The sequence below is a fragment of the Pseudomonas sp. 13B_2.1_Bac1 genome, from assembly GCF_025466155.1.
Taxonomy (GTDB): domain Bacteria; phylum Pseudomonadota; class Gammaproteobacteria; order Pseudomonadales; family Pseudomonadaceae; genus Aquipseudomonas; species Aquipseudomonas aylmerensis.
Window position 1 is genome coordinate 22,670 of the sequence record NZ_JANLOH010000102.1, and the last position, 16,034, is coordinate 38,703.

Annotated in this window: 14 protein-coding genes; 3 read left to right on the forward strand and 11 right to left on the reverse strand. The window is 49.1% G+C overall.

What is annotated here, in order from left to right; genetic code table 11:
• Window positions 1-33: 33 nt before the first annotated feature.
• From NTD80_RS25185 to NTD80_RS25195, 3 genes are all read left to right on the forward strand, one after another.
• The gene (locus NTD80_RS25185) at window positions 34-900 is read left to right on the forward strand and encodes a hypothetical protein (protein WP_262135364.1); all 867 of its coding nucleotides are present in this window, start codon (window positions 34-36) and stop codon (window positions 898-900) included.
• Window positions 897-1,907, forward strand: a complete 1,011-nt coding sequence (locus NTD80_RS25190) for a glycosyltransferase family A protein (RefSeq protein ID WP_262135365.1) — start codon at window positions 897-899, stop codon at window positions 1,905-1,907. Before NTD80_RS25185 ends, NTD80_RS25190 begins: the two co-directional genes overlap by 4 nt.
• Before the next feature lie 88 nt (window positions 1,908-1,995).
• Complete coding sequence (locus NTD80_RS25195; protein WP_262135366.1) at window positions 1,996-3,345, forward strand: hypothetical protein; 1,350 nt, start codon at window positions 1,996-1,998, stop codon at window positions 3,343-3,345.
• Between the two features lie 560 nt (window positions 3,346-3,905).
• Here the strand turns inward: NTD80_RS25195 and NTD80_RS25200 are convergent.
• From NTD80_RS25200 to rpsA, 11 genes are all read right to left on the reverse strand, one after another.
• The gene (locus tag NTD80_RS25200; protein WP_262135367.1) at window positions 3,906-5,900 is read right to left on the reverse strand and encodes a polysaccharide biosynthesis protein; all 1,995 of its coding nucleotides are present in this window, start codon (window positions 5,898-5,900) and stop codon (window positions 3,906-3,908) included.
• 82 nt (window positions 5,901-5,982) lie between these two features.
• The gene (locus tag NTD80_RS25205) at window positions 5,983-6,999 is read right to left on the reverse strand and encodes an MraY family glycosyltransferase (protein WP_262135368.1); all 1,017 of its coding nucleotides are present in this window, start codon (window positions 6,997-6,999) and stop codon (window positions 5,983-5,985) included.
• A gap of 113 nt (window positions 7,000-7,112) precedes the next feature.
• Entirely contained in the window at window positions 7,113-8,075 is a 963-nt protein-coding gene (locus tag NTD80_RS25210) for a UDP-glucose 4-epimerase family protein (RefSeq protein WP_262135369.1), read from the reverse strand.
• On the reverse strand, window positions 8,072-9,271 hold the full coding sequence (locus NTD80_RS25215; RefSeq protein WP_410017436.1) for a glycosyltransferase family 4 protein: 1,200 nt from the start codon (window positions 9,269-9,271) through the stop codon (window positions 8,072-8,074). Before NTD80_RS25215 ends, NTD80_RS25210 begins: the two co-directional genes overlap by 4 nt.
• A 69-nt stretch (window positions 9,272-9,340) precedes the next feature.
• The gene (wecB, locus tag NTD80_RS25220) at window positions 9,341-10,471 is read right to left on the reverse strand and encodes a non-hydrolyzing UDP-N-acetylglucosamine 2-epimerase (RefSeq protein ID WP_262135372.1); all 1,131 of its coding nucleotides are present in this window, start codon (window positions 10,469-10,471) and stop codon (window positions 9,341-9,343) included.
• 66 nt (window positions 10,472-10,537) lie between these two features.
• Window positions 10,538-11,650, reverse strand: coding sequence for a UDP-2-acetamido-2,6-beta-L-arabino-hexul-4-ose reductase (wbjC, locus tag NTD80_RS25225; protein WP_262135373.1), 1,113 nt, complete (start codon window positions 11,648-11,650; stop codon window positions 10,538-10,540).
• A 3-nt stretch (window positions 11,651-11,653) separates the two neighbouring features.
• Entirely contained in the window at window positions 11,654-12,688 is a 1,035-nt protein-coding gene (locus NTD80_RS25230) for a polysaccharide biosynthesis protein (protein ID WP_262135380.1), read from the reverse strand.
• Window positions 12,689-13,205: 517 nt separating this feature from the next.
• Window positions 13,206-13,436, reverse strand: coding sequence for a lipopolysaccharide assembly protein LapA domain-containing protein (locus NTD80_RS25235; protein WP_262135374.1), 231 nt, complete (start codon window positions 13,434-13,436; stop codon window positions 13,206-13,208).
• Window positions 13,437-13,460: 24 nt separating this feature from the next.
• Window positions 13,461-13,757: an integration host factor subunit beta gene (gene ihfB, locus NTD80_RS25240; RefSeq protein ID WP_262135375.1), complete on the reverse strand. Its 297-nt coding sequence runs from the start codon at window positions 13,755-13,757 to the stop codon at window positions 13,461-13,463.
• A gap of 132 nt (window positions 13,758-13,889) precedes the next feature.
• On the reverse strand, window positions 13,890-14,177 hold the full coding sequence (locus NTD80_RS25245; RefSeq protein WP_065901830.1) for a hypothetical protein: 288 nt from the start codon (window positions 14,175-14,177) through the stop codon (window positions 13,890-13,892).
• Between the two features lie 160 nt (window positions 14,178-14,337).
• Entirely contained in the window at window positions 14,338-16,029 is a 1,692-nt protein-coding gene (gene rpsA, locus NTD80_RS25250; RefSeq protein ID WP_065901832.1) for a 30S ribosomal protein S1, read from the reverse strand.
• Window positions 16,030-16,034: the final 5 nt, after the last annotated feature.

The following is a 16,034-nucleotide window of genomic DNA, read 5'->3' on the forward strand; positions in this document are numbered from 1 at the left end:
ATATTTGTAATCAAGGTAAAAGGCCAAAGACTTATGAGTGATCACGCCAATAAAGAAAACTGCACTATTATAGTGAACTCATGCGACAACTATGAAGATGTTTGGTTGCCCTTTTTTCATGCCTTCATTGACATGTGGCCGAACTGTAATTGCAAAATAATTTTAAACACAGAGCACAAGGATTTCAAATTCGACGGACTTGATATCGTCACGTTAAATTTAACTCCCGACGAGGGCAAAAAAGCGTGGGGATGGCGCCTACGCAAGGCGTTATCACTCGTTGAGACAGAATTCGTTGTCAGCCTGTTTGACGATTTCATTCTCGAGGCGCCCGTCAATCTCGATAGGCTGGCCCGTTGCATTCACGATATGAAAGAAAATCCTGACATCACTGCCTTCTACTTCAACTATATCCCTGGAGCCAATGAGCGTGACGGGTTACATGATGGCTTTGAGCTGATAGGCAAGAGGAATGACTACCGACTTAACTCTGCGCCCGCTTTATGGAGAACCAGAGAGCTTGTGAGGCTCACTGGAGAATATGACTCTCCGTGGGCATGGGAATTTTTTGGTAGCGCTAGGACTTTTATTGGTAATAACCGTTTTTACTGCGCCCAAGCCGATAAGGAAGATACATTTATCTATAATTATGCCATGGGAGGAGCAATACGCAGGGGCAAGTGGGTTTTAAAGGTAATTGCGCCTGCAATCAAAAAATATCACCTCGCCCTGGATATAAATAAACGCGGGATTGCCAGCGAATCTCTTTCAGATGGTAAATACAGCCTCAGGTGGAAGGTTGATTTTTTTCTTCTAGGCTTCAAAATGATTGGTTTTAAAGCGTTTATATTTCTATATCGAGTACTTATCAAAAAGCTATTCAAAGGTACTTCAGCGTGACAAAAAATACATTTACATTCGCGATTTTAACATTTAATCACGAAGCCTATATCATCGAACATCTTGAAAGCATTCGTTTTTTGATAGCGAATTTTGGCAGCGCCTATAATATCCACTTAATTCTAGCTGATGATGGCTCGCGAGATCAGACGGTAGCACTGGCAGAGCGGTGGCTCCTTGTCCACGGGGAACTATTTTCTAAGATAAAAATTCTCGGTGATGGAATAAATCGTGGCACGGCCTCAAACTACACGCGAATTTGGCCTTTAATTGAAGGAGAACGTTTCAAAATAACGGCCGGTGATGACATCTATTCCTGCATCAATCTTTTCCAAGAAGTTGAACGCCTTAAGCACAATGATTTTTTTTCGGGTCTCCCCCTACTTTTGATCGATGGTGAGATACACAACTCTCGGGGTACTATTTTTAATATTTTGGCAACCGATACATTATACAAAGAAAAAAAACTTATCACGCGCTTGCAAGGTATCAGCAGCATTAATACTCCAAACGTATTTTGCAATAAAAAATTCCTGATGGATACTGAACTCTCTGAGTTCATACAGCAACATAGCGTGACTGAAGATTTTCCGATGATGGTAAAAATTTCAGACTCTTATGAAAACATCAGCTTTTACCAAGCTAGCGAAATTTATGTTTATTACAGACGCACGGCCGGCTCCACCTATCTTGTGAGAGGGTCTGACTTCGACTTAGACAAGTTGAAGGTTTTTAATTATATGCTGTCTCGCGAAACCAAATGGCTAAAACGCCTTCTTTTAAAGAACAGAATCTACTGCTACAACCTCGACAACAAGATCCTTAAAAAAATGCTGAATTTAGGCTACTATATTTACTCTTTTCAAACTATTGCGCGCGCACCTGCTATTTATAAAGCATACTCTAAGGTTCCTTCTAACGTAGCCGTCCACCAAGCGCACTACGATCACATTACAAAAAACGCACATGACTTTATAAACAACAAGCAAAACCTCTCCATTGCGTGATTCTAAGCGTAGCTGTAAATATTCTGGTTCAATGACGAGCCTTATTCGTTATAGATTTTAAAGCAATGCCTTTTCAGGAATCAGCAAAATGAACACTGCCAAGCTGTACATCCCTCTACTTCTGATTGAGAGTTACCTATTTTTTGGATTATGGCTATTGTTTTACGGCCCTTTGATATGGCCTTTAGAAAATATAAAAATATTTTTAGGATATATCTCACTTTATCACATTGCCTTTATAGCTGGATATATTTTACAGACCGTGCGCTTTCGTCCGCACCAGACAAACTACTTCCCCACTAAACAGATATTGCCAGAGAGCAATAGTTTTACTAAATACTTTTGGGCAATACTCATTTTGGCCTTTATAGCGAATGTGATCGGATATCGTAACCTGACCCTCTCGCATTCATTCATTCCAGACAATATCCTTCCCAATCTATATAGAGGATTAGTCACACCTTGGGAGGCGCGCGCTTACTATGCCTCTGATGCGGCACAGGTTGGATTTGTAAAACTACCAGCTGTAACCGCCTTATTATTATTCATAGCCCCCTTCAAATACATACTACTACCAGGCCTTGTTTTTTTTTGGCACACCTTAAATCCAGCTAAAAAACTGCTTGGTATTCTTGTGGTTAGCATCCCAATATTGGCGGGCATCGTCGCAAGTATAAGTGCGATAAATTTTTCTTACATTTTTATAATTTCGATTTGCCTAGGAACTTTGCTTATGTCCAAAAAAAGCGAAGGCGTCCGTTCCACGATAAAAAACAATAAGTTCTTCATTACTTCTCTGGCTCTTATGTTTCTATTTTCATTTTGGCAATTTTACAGTGTCAAATCGGAACAGTCACTCTATCAAGCTGTCGCTGAACACGGCAAACCTCAGTCCTTTGACTTCCTGAAAGAAAAAGAAATAAAGTTCAAAAGCGACTATGAAGTAACCAAAAAATCTAATACAACGGACTTTTACGAAAAAATCACTGTTTACATGGTGCAGGGCTACTATGGAATGTCGATTGCCTTGGGGGAAGAATTTGATACTTCATTTGGTATTGGGCATTCGGTTTTCCTGCAGAAAACTTTTGCTGACTATCTGCACATTGATGTAAGAGACAAAACATTCCAGCACAAGATAAATGATAGATGGGACCAGTTCGTGTACTGGCACTCCTTTTATAGTTACATCGCAAATGACGTAGGTTTTTTGGGTGTTACTATCGTGATGCTGGTTCTAGGCATATATTTTTCGAGCGCTTATCTCTCAGCAGTTATGGAGGAAAATCTGTACGCCAAGATGTTACTGCCTTTATTTGGAATACTCTTTCTTTATATTCCTGCGAATAATCAGGTTTTTGGATTTCTGGAGACGATGACTTCTTTTTGGATATTAACGATATTATTTTTTGCATCCAGAAAGCGCGATCGATATTAAAATATATTCAGACGATAGCAAATACTCAATGATTCGCTACATTGAGACTCTGCTCTTGGCGATGACAATCAGATATTTGTAACGGTTGCTGTGGGCATGGCTGTTACCTGCCGCCTCTCGCACAGATCCGTACGTGCGAAACTACGTATCCGCTCCGTGAACTCCATATTCCAAACGGATAGCTAACGGCTGAGTGCTGGCATGTACTCCATACAATCGAGCTGTCCAACAGTGGGTTAACGATTTACTGTGACGTTTCTGACGAACAGCTCCACCGCAGCAAGGCCTCATAATCTTCAAGCGATGAAGCTTGAGGCTTCAGACAGCAACTTATGGGCTCCTAGCCGTTGCACATCCAACATTTGCACCAAATGCGCAGGTTTGTCGAGACTGCCAAAGTTATGGCTCAGAGCCCTACGCGTGACTATGGGACACACTTGATCATTGCCAATGACACTACTTCACGACTAAATGCCCTGCCCATCGGCCAGTTAGCGTTATATATATTTTTCCGGAAGAGGGCTAGAAGTTAGAGCAACCGCACCACAACGTACGCATGACTAACCTCCGCCCTGCTGTTGTGTGTAGACCCAATCGACAATTTCGCCTTCCGGACTGTAACCGCTTACGGTCGCTTGTAAAAGCTGCCTGACCAATATGTAATCGTCCTTCTCAACGGCGGCCAGCAAAGCGAAAAGTCTAATTTTAAGTACATCCCAAGAAAAGAACTCTTCATTTGCTCGCATAATCATTGGATGACTGGTGGCTACGACGTCATCGCCAATCAGCAATTCCTCATACAGTTTTTCACCAGGACGCAATCCACTGAAGTTGATCAGAATGTCCCCGTGCGGGTTGCTGTCAGAGCGAATACTCAAGCCAGATAGGTGAATCATCTTTTCAGCAAGCTCTACAATCTTCACAGGCTCGCCCATGTCCAGAACGAACACATCACCACCCTGCCCCAGAGAACCCGCTTGGATGACCAATTGCGCAGCCTCAGGAATAGTCATGAAATAACGCGTGATCTTCGGATGCGTAACCGTCAAGGGGCCGCCCGCTTGGATCTGTTTATGAAACAAGGGAATCACTGAGCCTGACGAACCCAATACATTACCGAAGCGAACCATCGTGAAGCGCGTCTTGTTGACGTGCGAAATACTCGAAGTGTCTCCGTACAGGACAGGGGCGACCTCTTTGCTCAAAGCCTGCAATACCAGCTCTGCTAAGCGCTTTGTACTCCCCATCACATTGGTAGGCCGTACAGCCTTGTCGGTCGAAATAAGGACGAAATTTTCGACATTCGCCTGTAAGGCAGCTTGGGCAATGTTCAGCGTGCCCATCACATTGTTGAGAATGCCTTCGGCGATATTGTGCTCCACCATTGGCACATGCTTGTAAGCCGCCGCATGATAGACCGTATCGACCGACCAGGTTCTGAGAACATCCAGCAACTTTTCCTGATGCCGTACCGAACCGAGAATGGGCAATAATCTGACGCTCAACCCTTGCGACTGAACCCTCTCCTCAAGTTCGGAGAGAATGCAGTAAAGATTGTATTCACTGTGATCGAACAGTAATAAACTGGTTGGTTCAAGTGCCACTATCTGCCGGCAAAGTTCAGACCCAATCGAGCCACCGGCCCCGGAGACCAGTACCACGCGCTTTTTGATGCATCGCTCCAGAAGCTCGGGTTTTGCCGGCACAGGGTCCCGGCCCAATAGGTCAGCGATGTCGACTTCCTGGATATCATCGACCTTAACCCGGCCACTGGCCAAGTCCATGAATCCGGGAACACTGCGAACATGCAGTGGATAGCCTTCCAGATAACCAAGTATCTCCCTGCGCCGCGCCCTTGTGGACGATGGAATCGCCAATAAAAGTTCTTCTGCGCCTGTCTCATCAATCATTTGCTGGATACGTTTAGGCTTGTATACCTGCAGTCCGGATATGACCCGATCCGATATGCTGCTATCATCGTCAATAAACGCGACCGGACGCATGACTCGACTCAGACGCAACGCCGCAGCCAATTGATTACCGGCTGCCCCTGCCCCATAAATCGCGATTTTTATCAAGCCGTCATCACGATTAGTAAAAGGAACGTGCTGGGCGGCGGCAAACCAGTCGCCGAGAAAATACTGACGCATCCCAAGTCGTAGGCCACCGATAATGACCATGCTCAACCACCAGTAATTAAAAACGATAGAGCGCGGCACAACAGTCTGGTGATTACTATATAGATATACAACCAACGCCAGCAGCAATGCGGAGAGGCTGACAGCCTTGATGATGGCAATTAGTGCATCGTTGCCAAAATAGCGCATGACTGCTCGGTACATGCCAAAATTAATAAACAGTGGTATGGCTATTACAGGGGCGCTGAGAAATAACCAAAAATGAACGATGAACGGATTGTTTAGATCGTCAAACCCTAACCGAACGACAAATGACAGCCATAATGCCAGCCATACCAGCACGATGTCGGTTACAACTTGCAAGAAACGTTTTTGCCTGCGCGACAAGCCCACTAATCGGGAGCGTAAACTATTCATAAACCCTTTTATACCTCAATCCCTAATACTGCCAATAGAAACGGCAGTTGCATGAGTATCTCGTATTCGTTTCAATAATTCATTATCCGGCTTTTTCGAGTTCGCCCGCGTGAAACTTGATAGCCAGCAGTACCAACGGTGCGTATGCCAGCAGCAAGCCTAAGAGTCCATCAAGCCCCATGCCGACACCAACAGCGATAGGTAGCAGCCATAACAGATTGATGGCCGCTACGGCTAGGGTTACCGGCAGATGCCGGCCAGCCTGTCGCGAAGCATACTGATAAGCATGGCTGCGATGCGCCTCATAAACCTTATCTCCGCGCAATAATCGGCGTCCCAGTGTAAAAGTCGCATCAACGATAAATACACCGAGCAAAATCATCCACGCCCAAAGCATTTCGGCTGCCGCCCAGGCAGCCTGCAATGAAAGCACTCCGATCACAATACCAAGGAAGCCACTACCTGCGTCGCCCATGAAAATACGCGCAGGGGGGAAGTTCCAGAACAGGAAGCCTGTAACAGCGACGGCTAATAGCATAGGAGCGAATATCAAATCTTGGTGCCCTGTCAACCAATACACCAAGCAAGCCCCTGCACAGGCACACACAGCTTCAATACTGGCAATGCCGTCGATACCATCCATGAAGTTATACAGGTTAAGCATCCAGACCAGATAGAGGATCGCTAACAAGTGCCCTAGCCAGCCAAGATTCAACTCGAATCCAATAAGTTTGATCGTCGGTAGACCGCCAATACAGAACAACGCCAAAGCTGCCGCAGAAAAATGAGCTAACAACCGCCAACGTGCGGCAATATGTCCATGATCATCGAGAAAACCAACTATCGCAACCAGTACGCCAGCCCCCAATAACGGCCATGAAGTGCTCCAACTCACCAATCCGTTAATCGCGACAAATACCAATGCCACCAGATAGGTCAGCACAATGGCTACACCACCTCCACGTGGCGTCGGCACTGAATGCGAGCTGCGCACGTTGGGAATGTCCATCAAACTGCGCGACAACGCGTAGCGACGCAGAACCCAAGTCATTAGAAGCGACGCGATAAGCACCGCAGCGGACACTAACCAGATGGCCATGTAAGAGTAAGTCCCTGAAACAGAATGCAGGAAGAAACGGTTCGTTGCTCGTCGCGCAATCCATTCAAACCGGTAAATTATTCAAAACCCGCCTGAGCAACCTTCTCACGTAACTACTGTGCGCCAAGCAGAAAATGCCGGGCCGTCGCGGACAACGCTTGGTCGACACAGACTGGAGGCGTCCAATCCAATAACTGACGGGTTTTACCGATGTCCACTTGAAGCGAGCCGCACAGTCGCTGAGACAACGCCCGGCGCCCAAACAAAGACGCACCACACGTGATCATCCATACTGGAACCGGAATCAACCGCGCAGATATCTCCAGTGCACTGGCCATTTTATGGAGTAACTGCGTGGTGGAAAGATCCTCGCCATCGCTGACCAGAAATGTCTCATTGGCCGCTGCAGGGTGCTCAGCACACGTCAGGATCAGATCTACCAGATTATCCAAAGCGACCAGGCTGCGCAGGTTATCAATGGCGCCTAAAGGCAACGGAATACCCCTGTTCAGCCACTTCATCATCGCTAGAAAGTTGGCTTTCACCCCTGGCCCATACACCAACGTAGGGCGAATGATGACTACCTCCATGCCAGTCTGCACGGATAACAAACGCAAAGCCTCTTCAGCTTCCATCTTGGAAATACCATAGGGATCAGCGGGCGCTGGTTCCGCATCGGCGGTGTAAGGTGCACCGGCCAGGGTGCTCTCTCCATTGACCTTGATAGAACTCAAAAAAACGAAGCGCTTGACACCCGCCTGTGCGGCCTGCCTGGCCAATTGCAGTGTGCCATCGACATTCACCTTACGAAAGTCTGCCAATGGGTCGGCACTGGCGTCGCTCATTACATGCACACGGGCGGCGCAATGAATGACCACTGCACAGTCGGCTACGGCATTATTCCAGTTACTTTCGGCGTCGATCGTCCCCATGCGCGTCACATTGACTAAAGTCGACAAGCCAGGCAGGCCCCGACGTACAGCAATAGTAGTATCGAAACGCCCGTCCTCAAGCAAACGATCCAGTACAGCTCTCCCGACAAACCCAGAAGCCCCGGTCAGCAATAGCTTGCTCATCGCTTGTCCGTCCGTCTAAAGGTGGCTTTTCTGAAGAGCAACTCAAGGCGTTGGAACAGATTCTCCTTGGAAAAATGTTTTAGGTAATAACGTCGTCCGGCAAGCCCCATCTGGTCGCGCTCGGAGGCGGACAACGAGCCCATTGCTCGTACGATGCGCGCCAGCCCCTCAACATCGCCAGAAGAACAAGTCATGCCAGCCCCAGACTCGATAACAACTTTGGCCGCCTCACCGTCGATCATCGCAATAACGGGTTTTCCCGAAGCTAAATAGGCCTGGACCTTACCCGGAATCGTTTTCTCAAAAACTTCATTCGTCTTCAAGGACACTAATAGCGCATCTGCGGCGGCAAACAACGCTGGCATTTTTTCCAGAGGGTGCCTTCCCAGCAACAAGACATTATCCATCTGTTGATGCGCGACATGCTGAGCCAACCATTCGCTCGCTCGCCCATCCCCTACAATTACCCAACGTACAGGAAGATCTACGGTAACAGCTTTGGCTGCGGCCATGATGGAAGGGAAGTCTTGCGCATCACCCAAATTACCGGCAAACAGAACCGTAAACACCGAATCATCACGCTGCAGAAGATCAGACTCTGCCTGCACTTCACTGGAAAAGTCGTCTTCCGCCCAACTGGGAAAGTACACTAACCGCTCCGACGATATAGATTGGGTACAGTACTTCCTGACGTTCTCATCGAAGGAAAGCGACTGCAACAATAGATAGTCGGTGCGATTATAGATCCACGACACAACCTTACCCACAAGCCTGAGTAATTTCGGATTCCTGATAACGCCAACTGCGCTGAGGGTGTCAGGCCAAAGGTCCAGCACCCAGACAAACACCGGTGTCTTTTTCAATCGACCAAGCACCAATGCAGGTATCGCCACCATGATCGGTGATACGGCATATACAAAGATTGAATCAAATGACTGGCCGCGAAGCTTGCAGCTGCCAATAGTTGAAGCACTTGTGAAAAATGAAAGGTAGTTCAAGGCAAGCGTGGCGCTACGCTTACCCCGTGCCAACATCGGAACCCTAACTACCTTTGCCCCGTAATAATTCGAAAACCGGTCGGGATCACGCAGGTAATCACCGTAGACCTGCCCCTCCGGATAGTTGGGCTGCCCCGTAAGCACTGTCACCTCATGGCCTCTGGCAACAAATCCTTCGACGAGGTTGTTGATGCGCATGTTTTCCGGCCAGAAATATTGGGTCACCACCAAAATCCTGAGTGGCTTATCCTGGTTGAAACTTTCCAATCAGTATTGCTTCCATACTGTGCGCATGACGTAGTCACGGTAGCTATGGATGATTCGCACAACCTTTTCGGCAACATTGGGCATGCTGTAATCCGCGACGAGGCGCAACGTTCGCTCTTGCCCTGAAGCCTGGCTTTCCAGAAGCTGCAAGCCCTGCATGACACGCTGAGCCTCCAATCCGACCATCATGACCGCCGCTTCCTCCATTCCTTCCGGACGCTCATGAGCCTCTCGCAGGTTCAGCGCAGGAAAGTTGAGGATTGATGATTCTTCGTTGACCGTGCCACTGTCCGACAGCACTGCCTTTGCGGTGAGCTGCAGCTTGTTGTAATCCTTGAAGCCTAGCGGTTTGAGCAGTTGTACATTTGAGTGGAAGGTAACACCCATGGCATCCACACGCTTTTGTGTACGAGGGTGCGTCGTGACGATAACGGGGAGATCATAGTGAACCGCCACGGTATTCAGAACTTCGACCAATTTGAGGAAATTCTTGTCGGAGTCGATGTTTTCTTCGCGGTGTGCACTCACGACAAAAAACTCGCCTGCGTTCAACCCCAGACGTGTCAAGACGTCTGAAGCCTCGATACCCTCACGATAGCAATTGAGTACTTCAAACATCGGGCTGCCGGTTTTGATCACCATGTCGGGTGGCAGGCCTTCGCGCAACAGATAATCGCGCGCAATGCTGCTATAGGTCAGGTTGATGTCAGCGGTGTGGTCGACAATGCGCCGGTTGATCTCTTCAGGCACACGCATGTCAAAGCAGCGATTACCGGCTTCCATATGGAATGTGGGAATCTTGCGCCGCTTGGCGGGAATGACCGCCATGCAGCTGTTCGTGTCACCCAGGACCAACAACGCGTCAGGGTTTTCCTCTTCGAGAACGCGATCTACAGCGATGATCACATTACCGATTGTCTGGGCTCCACTGGCACCTGCGGAGTTGAGAAAGTGATCTGGCTTGCGAATACCGAGATCTTGGAAAAAAATCTCGTTCAGTTCGTAATCGTAGTTTTGCCCGGTATGCACCAGAACGTGTTCACAATGCTCGTCCAACTTGGCGATCACTCGTGACAAACGGATAATTTCCGGACGTGTGCCCACAACCGTGACAACTTTCAGTTTTTTCATCTCAACACTCTTCCAGAATCATTAACACTGAGATAGCCCCACAGTGTATTGCCTGACACCCTAGGCTCAAGCTTGAGTACCAACCGGCATCGCAAAAGTATCCGGCCGCTCGCGGTCAAAAATCTCGTTAGCCCAGAGCATGACAATCATCTCGTCTCCGCCAACATTGGTGATGTCGTGGGTCCAACCCGGCACCGTTTCCACTACCCGAGGTTGCTCGCCATCGGTAAAGAGTTCATAAAACTCGCCAGATACGATATGGCGAAAACGAAAACAGGCCTTGCCTTTGATCACCAGAAACTTTTCGGTTTTGCTGTGATGATAATGACCGCCACGCGTGACACCAGGGTGGGCGGTAAAATAAGAAAACTGTCCACTGTCTTTGGTTTTCAGCATCTCGACGAAAACGCCACGCGGATCGCCGTGCTTCACGAGCTCGTACGTGAACTGCTCGACAGGCAAATAACTGACATAAGTAGAATAAAGTGCGCGCACTAACCCCGTACCCACGGCCTCGCTGATCATAGTCTCACGACTGTCGCGAAAGGCGTGCAACTGGTCAGCCAGCGCCCCCACTGTGATGCTGTATACCGGATGCACCTGAGCATGGGAGTCGGAGTCTACCTCCATCGCCCGGATAAAACACTCGATCACGTCATCGATATAGACAAGGTTGATCAGGGCCTGACGATCATTGACCTGAATCGGAAGTCCGCGCGTGATGTTATGGCAGAAAGTCGCCACCGCAGAGTTGTAATCGGGGCGCGCCCACTTACCAAATACGTTTGGCAAACGCAAGACTTGAACCTTTGAGCCATGGTTTAGCTGCAATGCCTGCAGCACCTGCTCAGCTGCCAGCTTGCTGGCACCATAGGGATTATCGCGGTCGACTTGAGTCGATGACGTGTAAAGCACCGGAATGGGCTTGCCACTCGCTTTAATCGCATCACAAAGCGCCAGAGTCAAGTCAGTATTACCCTCTTTGAACTCCTCCGGCGATTGGGGCCGATTGACGCCCGCCAAATGAAAAACAAAATCCACACCGGCCAATAGAGAAGGTAACTGGGCGACGGTGTTGTGCCGAGTGAAGGTGACGATTTCGACATCCTTGCGCTCGCTCAAGTGAGCGATCAGGTTTTTCCCGACAAAACCATTGGCGCCCGTGATAAGTACCTTCATCCCTCACTCCTCCGGTGTAGCGGTCTCGCCACGCTGAATAGCCTGCATAAATTCGAGCTTCAGCAGTAAGCGCTGCATGCCAGCCACATCCAGCCGTTCGGTATTATGGGAGTTGTAGTCTTCAGTACGAGAGATCTTCTCCTCGCCCTGTTCTACAAATTTGGAGTAATTCAAGTCACGCAGATCAGGAGGAATTCGGTAGTAGTCGCCCTTATCTTCAGCACATGCCATCTCTTCACGGCTCAACAGTGCCTCAAACAACTTTTCACCGTGGCGAGTACCGATTACCTGAATGGAATGATCTGGTTTACCGACCATTGCGGTGAGGGCCTTGGCCAGGGTTTCAACGGTCGCGGCAGGTGCCTTCTGAACAAAAAGATCACCATTCCTGCCGTGCTCAAAGGCGTACAACACTAAATCGACCGCATCCGCGAGCGTCATCATGAAACGCGTCATATTCGGATCAGTCAGAGTCAACGCCCGCCCGGCGCGGATCTGTTCGATAAACAACGGAATCACGGAGCCGCGAGAAGCCATCACATTGCCGTAGCGAGTACCGCAGATAACCGTCCCGGAATCGTCCAGGTTGCGGGATTTGGCTACCATGACCTTTTCCATCATCGCCTTGGAAATGCCCATGGCGTTGATCGGATACACAGCCTTGTCGGTGCTGAGACAAACCACACGCTGTACGTCGTTCTGGATAGCAGCTTCCAGCACGTTTTCGGTACCGATAACGTTGGTTTTTACAGCTTCCATTGGATGAAACTCACAGGAAGGCACTTGTTTAAGTGCCGCCGCGTGAAAAATGTAGTCTACGCCACGAGTAGCGTTGAGCACGCTCTGATAGTCGCGCACATCACCGATGTAAAATTTCAGCTTGGCGTCGGCATACCGCTTGCGCATGTCATCCTGCTTCTTCTCGTCACGACTGAAAATGCGGATTTCGGCAATATCGCTCCCAAGGAAACGTTTGAGTACCGCATTACCGAACGAGCCGGTGCCACCAGTGATCAGAAGCGTTTTTCCACTGAACATAATGAGTCCTAAAGCAACGCGCATTACACGACAACTTTCTAGCCGGCGACTCACCCTCTATACCTGCTGACCAGCAAGGCCAACATGCCCCCCTGGAATGATCAGCGGAGAAGATACTCAGGGGAAACGTCGAAATTCACTAGCAACAGCTAGAAAATTAGCATTGTGTGGTGCGGTGAACGATGAATGATTTGGAATTGCTGGCTATTTTAAGGCCTGCATTCTCAATGTCAAAAGCCAACGCAGATACGGTAAGCGCAAGCACAGTTTTTAGCGTGCTAAGGTGGGAAAGTAATCAACCACAAAACCTCGCACGGACAGCATTGACTTCAGGTCACCACTGTATGAAAGCTTCGTGAGCGAGCGCATAAAAGGCTCAAAATTTGGTCACCCGCTGACATCATAGGCGCAATTTATTAGCCCCCCCCCAAGAAGAGAAGATAGCAATAAAATCAACGCACCTAACGAAGAGCTGTCAAAATATCAATCAGATGATTAATTTGACAAGGAAGGTTGATTAGCGTTTTGGATGAGTGTTTTTACGGCTTAATAGCCACCCTAGCGCCGCCCCGACAATCATACCGGCAATTAATGTAAGCACCAGAATCACAGAAACAGGAACCTCAGCAGTAGACCAACCAAAAAACGAAAGCGCTAAAATCTCCTGATTCTCTAAGACAAACGCCAAAATCACAAGCACCAAGAATAAAACTATTACCCCCGACAAAAAGCGCTTAGCCTTATGCATAATTTTCTCCCACTCCGAAGCAACTCAGCCGCCTTCATCTTCATCCTCATTCACCCGATCCCGCAATTCCTTCCCCGGCTTGAAATGAGGCACAAATTTCCCATCCAGACTCACTGACTGCCCAGTCTTGGGATTCCGCCCTACCCTTGGCGCGCGGTAGTGCAAGGAGAAGCTGCCAAACCCACGGATCTCAATCCGATCACCAGTCGCCAGACACTGGGACATTTGCTCGAGCATGGTCTTGATGGCCAGCTCGACATCCTTGGATGACAGCAGCCCTTGATGGGTGACAATTCGTTCGATCAACTCCGACTTCGTCATATTTTTCCCTTCTTTTTCAAGCAGCTAGGAAAAGCGCTTCGAAGGTTTTAGCATGACTTGATGAATTTGAACAGCCCGCGCGGCAACTTATCTGCGGGATAGATGGAAGCCTGTATGGCCGGCGCGACGCCATCAATTGCAGATCACCAGCATGGTACGGGTTACGGCGCCAGCAGGGTTCCAGCCGAACAGGTAGTCGCCCTCTTCGTCCTTGGCATCACTGGAGCGGGTGATCACCTTGTAGCCCTGCATCTTGCACTCGCGGGCGGCGCGCTTCTCGCACTTCTCCCATTTGTTGCCCAAGCCCGAGCAATCGATCTCAATGCCGCTCACTCCACGCTTGGCATGGGTCTTGGCGCTGGTACTGGAGCAACCTGCGAGCACTACTAGCACTGCAAATAGCACGATAAGCCTGTTCATTTATATCCTTATCAAAACAACGACGCTGGAACAACTTTCATGAAGACTATAGTCAGTTCTGACAGTAAGCCGAGCGTCTTGGTTCTCGATGTTGATTCAACGAATTTCAGGCACAAAAAAGGGCGACCGAAGTCGCCCTTTTTCTATGGTCTGACAGAACTTAGTTCTGTTTTTCCATTTGCGCACGCAGCAGAGCACCAAGAGTGGTGTCAACTGGAGCATCCGACGAGGCTGGCTTGTCGCGCAGGCTCTGGATGGCTTCTTTCTCTTCGATCTCGTCTTTCGACTTGATGGAGAGCTGGATTACGCGGCTCTTGCGGTCAACGCTGATGATCTTGGCTTCTACTTCCTGACCTTCTTTCAGAACGTTGCGCGCGTCTTCAACGCGGTCACGGCTGATTTCGGAGGCTTTCAGAGTCGCTTCGATATCGTCGGCCAGAGTGATGATGGCGCCTTTAGCGTCAACTTCTTTCACAGTGCCCTTAACGATTGCGCCTTTGTCGTTCTCTTGAACGTACTCGGAGAACGGATCGCTTTCCAGCTGCTTGATACCCAGGGAAATACGCTCGCGCTCTGGGTCAACCGACAGGATAACGGTGTCCAGCTCGTCGCCCTTCTTGAAACGACGAACAGCTTCTTCGCCCACTTCGTTCCAGGAGATGTCGGACAGGTGAACCAGGCCGTCGATGCCGCCGTCCAGACCAATGAAGATACCGAAATCGGTGATCGACTTGATGGTGCCGGAGATTTTATCGCCCTTGTTGAACTGGCCAGAGAAATCTTCCCATGGGTTAGATTTGCACTGCTTGATGCCCAGGGAGATACGACGACGCTCTTCGTCGATGTCCAGAACCATAACTTCCACTTCGTCGCCGACTTGTACGACTTTCGAAGGGTGGATGTTCTTGTTGGTCCAGTCCATTTCGGAAACGTGTACCAGGCCTTCCACGCCTTCTTCCAGCTCTGCGAAGCAGCCGTAGTCGGTCAGGTTGGTAACACGCGCGGTCACGCGAGTGCTTTCTGGGTAACGGGCTTTGATAGCAACCCATGGATCTTCACCCAGTTGCTTCAGACCCAGGGAAACACGGTTGCGCTCGCGATCGTATTTCAGAACCTTGACATCGATCTCGTCGCCAACGTTGACGATTTCGGAAGGATGCTTGATACGCTTCCAAGCCATGTCGGTAATGTGCAGCAGGCCATCGACGCCACCCAGATCGACGAATGCGCCGTAATCGGTGAGGTTCTTGACGATACCTTTGACTTGTTGGCCTTCCTGCAGGGATTCCAGCAGAGCTTCACGCTCGGCGGAGTTTTCTGCTTCCAGGACGCTGCGACGGGAAACGACAACGTTGTTGCGTTTCTGGTCGAGTTTGATGACCTTGAATTCGAGTTCTTTGCCTTCCAGGTGCGTGGTGTCGCGCACTGGACGAACGTCGACCAAAGAACCTGGCAGGAACGCACGGATGCCGTTAACGTCGACAGTGAAGCCGCCTTTAACCTTACCGTTGATAACGCCCTTGACCACTTCTTCAGCTGCGAAGGCTGCTTCGAGAACAATCCAGCATTCAGCGCGCTTGGCTTTTTCACGGGACAGCTTGGTTTCACCGAAACCGTCTTCAACCGAGTCCAGAGCAACGTGAACTTCGTCACCGACATTGATAGTCAGGTCGCCAGCATCGTTGTAGAACTGTTCCAGCGGGATCAGAGCTTCAGACTTCAGACCAGCGTGAACGGTTACCCAGCGAGCTTGGTAATCGATATCAACGATAACACCGGTGATGATGGAGCCTGCCTGAAGGTTCAGGGTTTTTAGGCTTTCTTCAAAGAGTTCCGCAAAGCTTTCGCTCATTTTAA

What these genes read in the sequence shown, in the direction of transcription:
- NTD80_RS25185 (WP_262135364.1), top strand. Translation starts at nt 34, where the DNA reads ATGAGTGATCACGCCAATAAAGAAAACTGCACTATTATAGTGAACTCA.
- NTD80_RS25195 (WP_262135366.1), top strand. Translation starts at nt 1,996, where the DNA reads ATGAACACTGCCAAGCTGTACATCCCTCTACTTCTGATTGAGAGTTAC.
- NTD80_RS25200 (WP_262135367.1), bottom strand. Translation starts at nt 5,900, where the DNA reads ATGAATAGTTTACGCTCCCGATTAGTGGGCTTGTCGCGCAGGCAAAAA.
- NTD80_RS25205 (WP_262135368.1), bottom strand. Translation starts at nt 6,999, where the DNA reads ATGGCCATCTGGTTAGTGTCCGCTGCGGTGCTTATCGCGTCGCTTCTA.
- NTD80_RS25210 (WP_262135369.1), bottom strand. Translation starts at nt 8,075, where the DNA reads ATGAGCAAGCTATTGCTGACCGGGGCTTCTGGGTTTGTCGGGAGAGCT.
- NTD80_RS25215 (WP_410017436.1), bottom strand. Translation starts at nt 9,271, where the DNA reads ATGCGCATCAACAACCTCGTCGAAGGATTTGTTGCCAGAGGCCATGAG.
- wecB (WP_262135372.1), bottom strand. Translation starts at nt 10,471, where the DNA reads ATGAAAAAACTGAAAGTTGTCACGGTTGTGGGCACACGTCCGGAAATT.
- wbjC (WP_262135373.1), bottom strand. Translation starts at nt 11,650, where the DNA reads ATGAAGGTACTTATCACGGGCGCCAATGGTTTTGTCGGGAAAAACCTG.
- NTD80_RS25230 (WP_262135380.1), bottom strand. Translation starts at nt 12,688, where the DNA reads ATGTTCAGTGGAAAAACGCTTCTGATCACTGGTGGCACCGGCTCGTTC.
- NTD80_RS25235 (WP_262135374.1), bottom strand. Translation starts at nt 13,436, where the DNA reads ATGCATAAGGCTAAGCGCTTTTTGTCGGGGGTAATAGTTTTATTCTTG.
- ihfB (WP_262135375.1), bottom strand. Translation starts at nt 13,757, where the DNA reads ATGACGAAGTCGGAGTTGATCGAACGAATTGTCACCCATCAAGGGCTG.
- NTD80_RS25245 (WP_065901830.1), bottom strand. Translation starts at nt 14,177, where the DNA reads ATGAACAGGCTTATCGTGCTATTTGCAGTGCTAGTAGTGCTCGCAGGT.
- rpsA (WP_065901832.1), bottom strand. Translation starts at nt 16,029, where the DNA reads ATGAGCGAAAGCTTTGCGGAACTCTTTGAAGAAAGCCTAAAAACCCTG.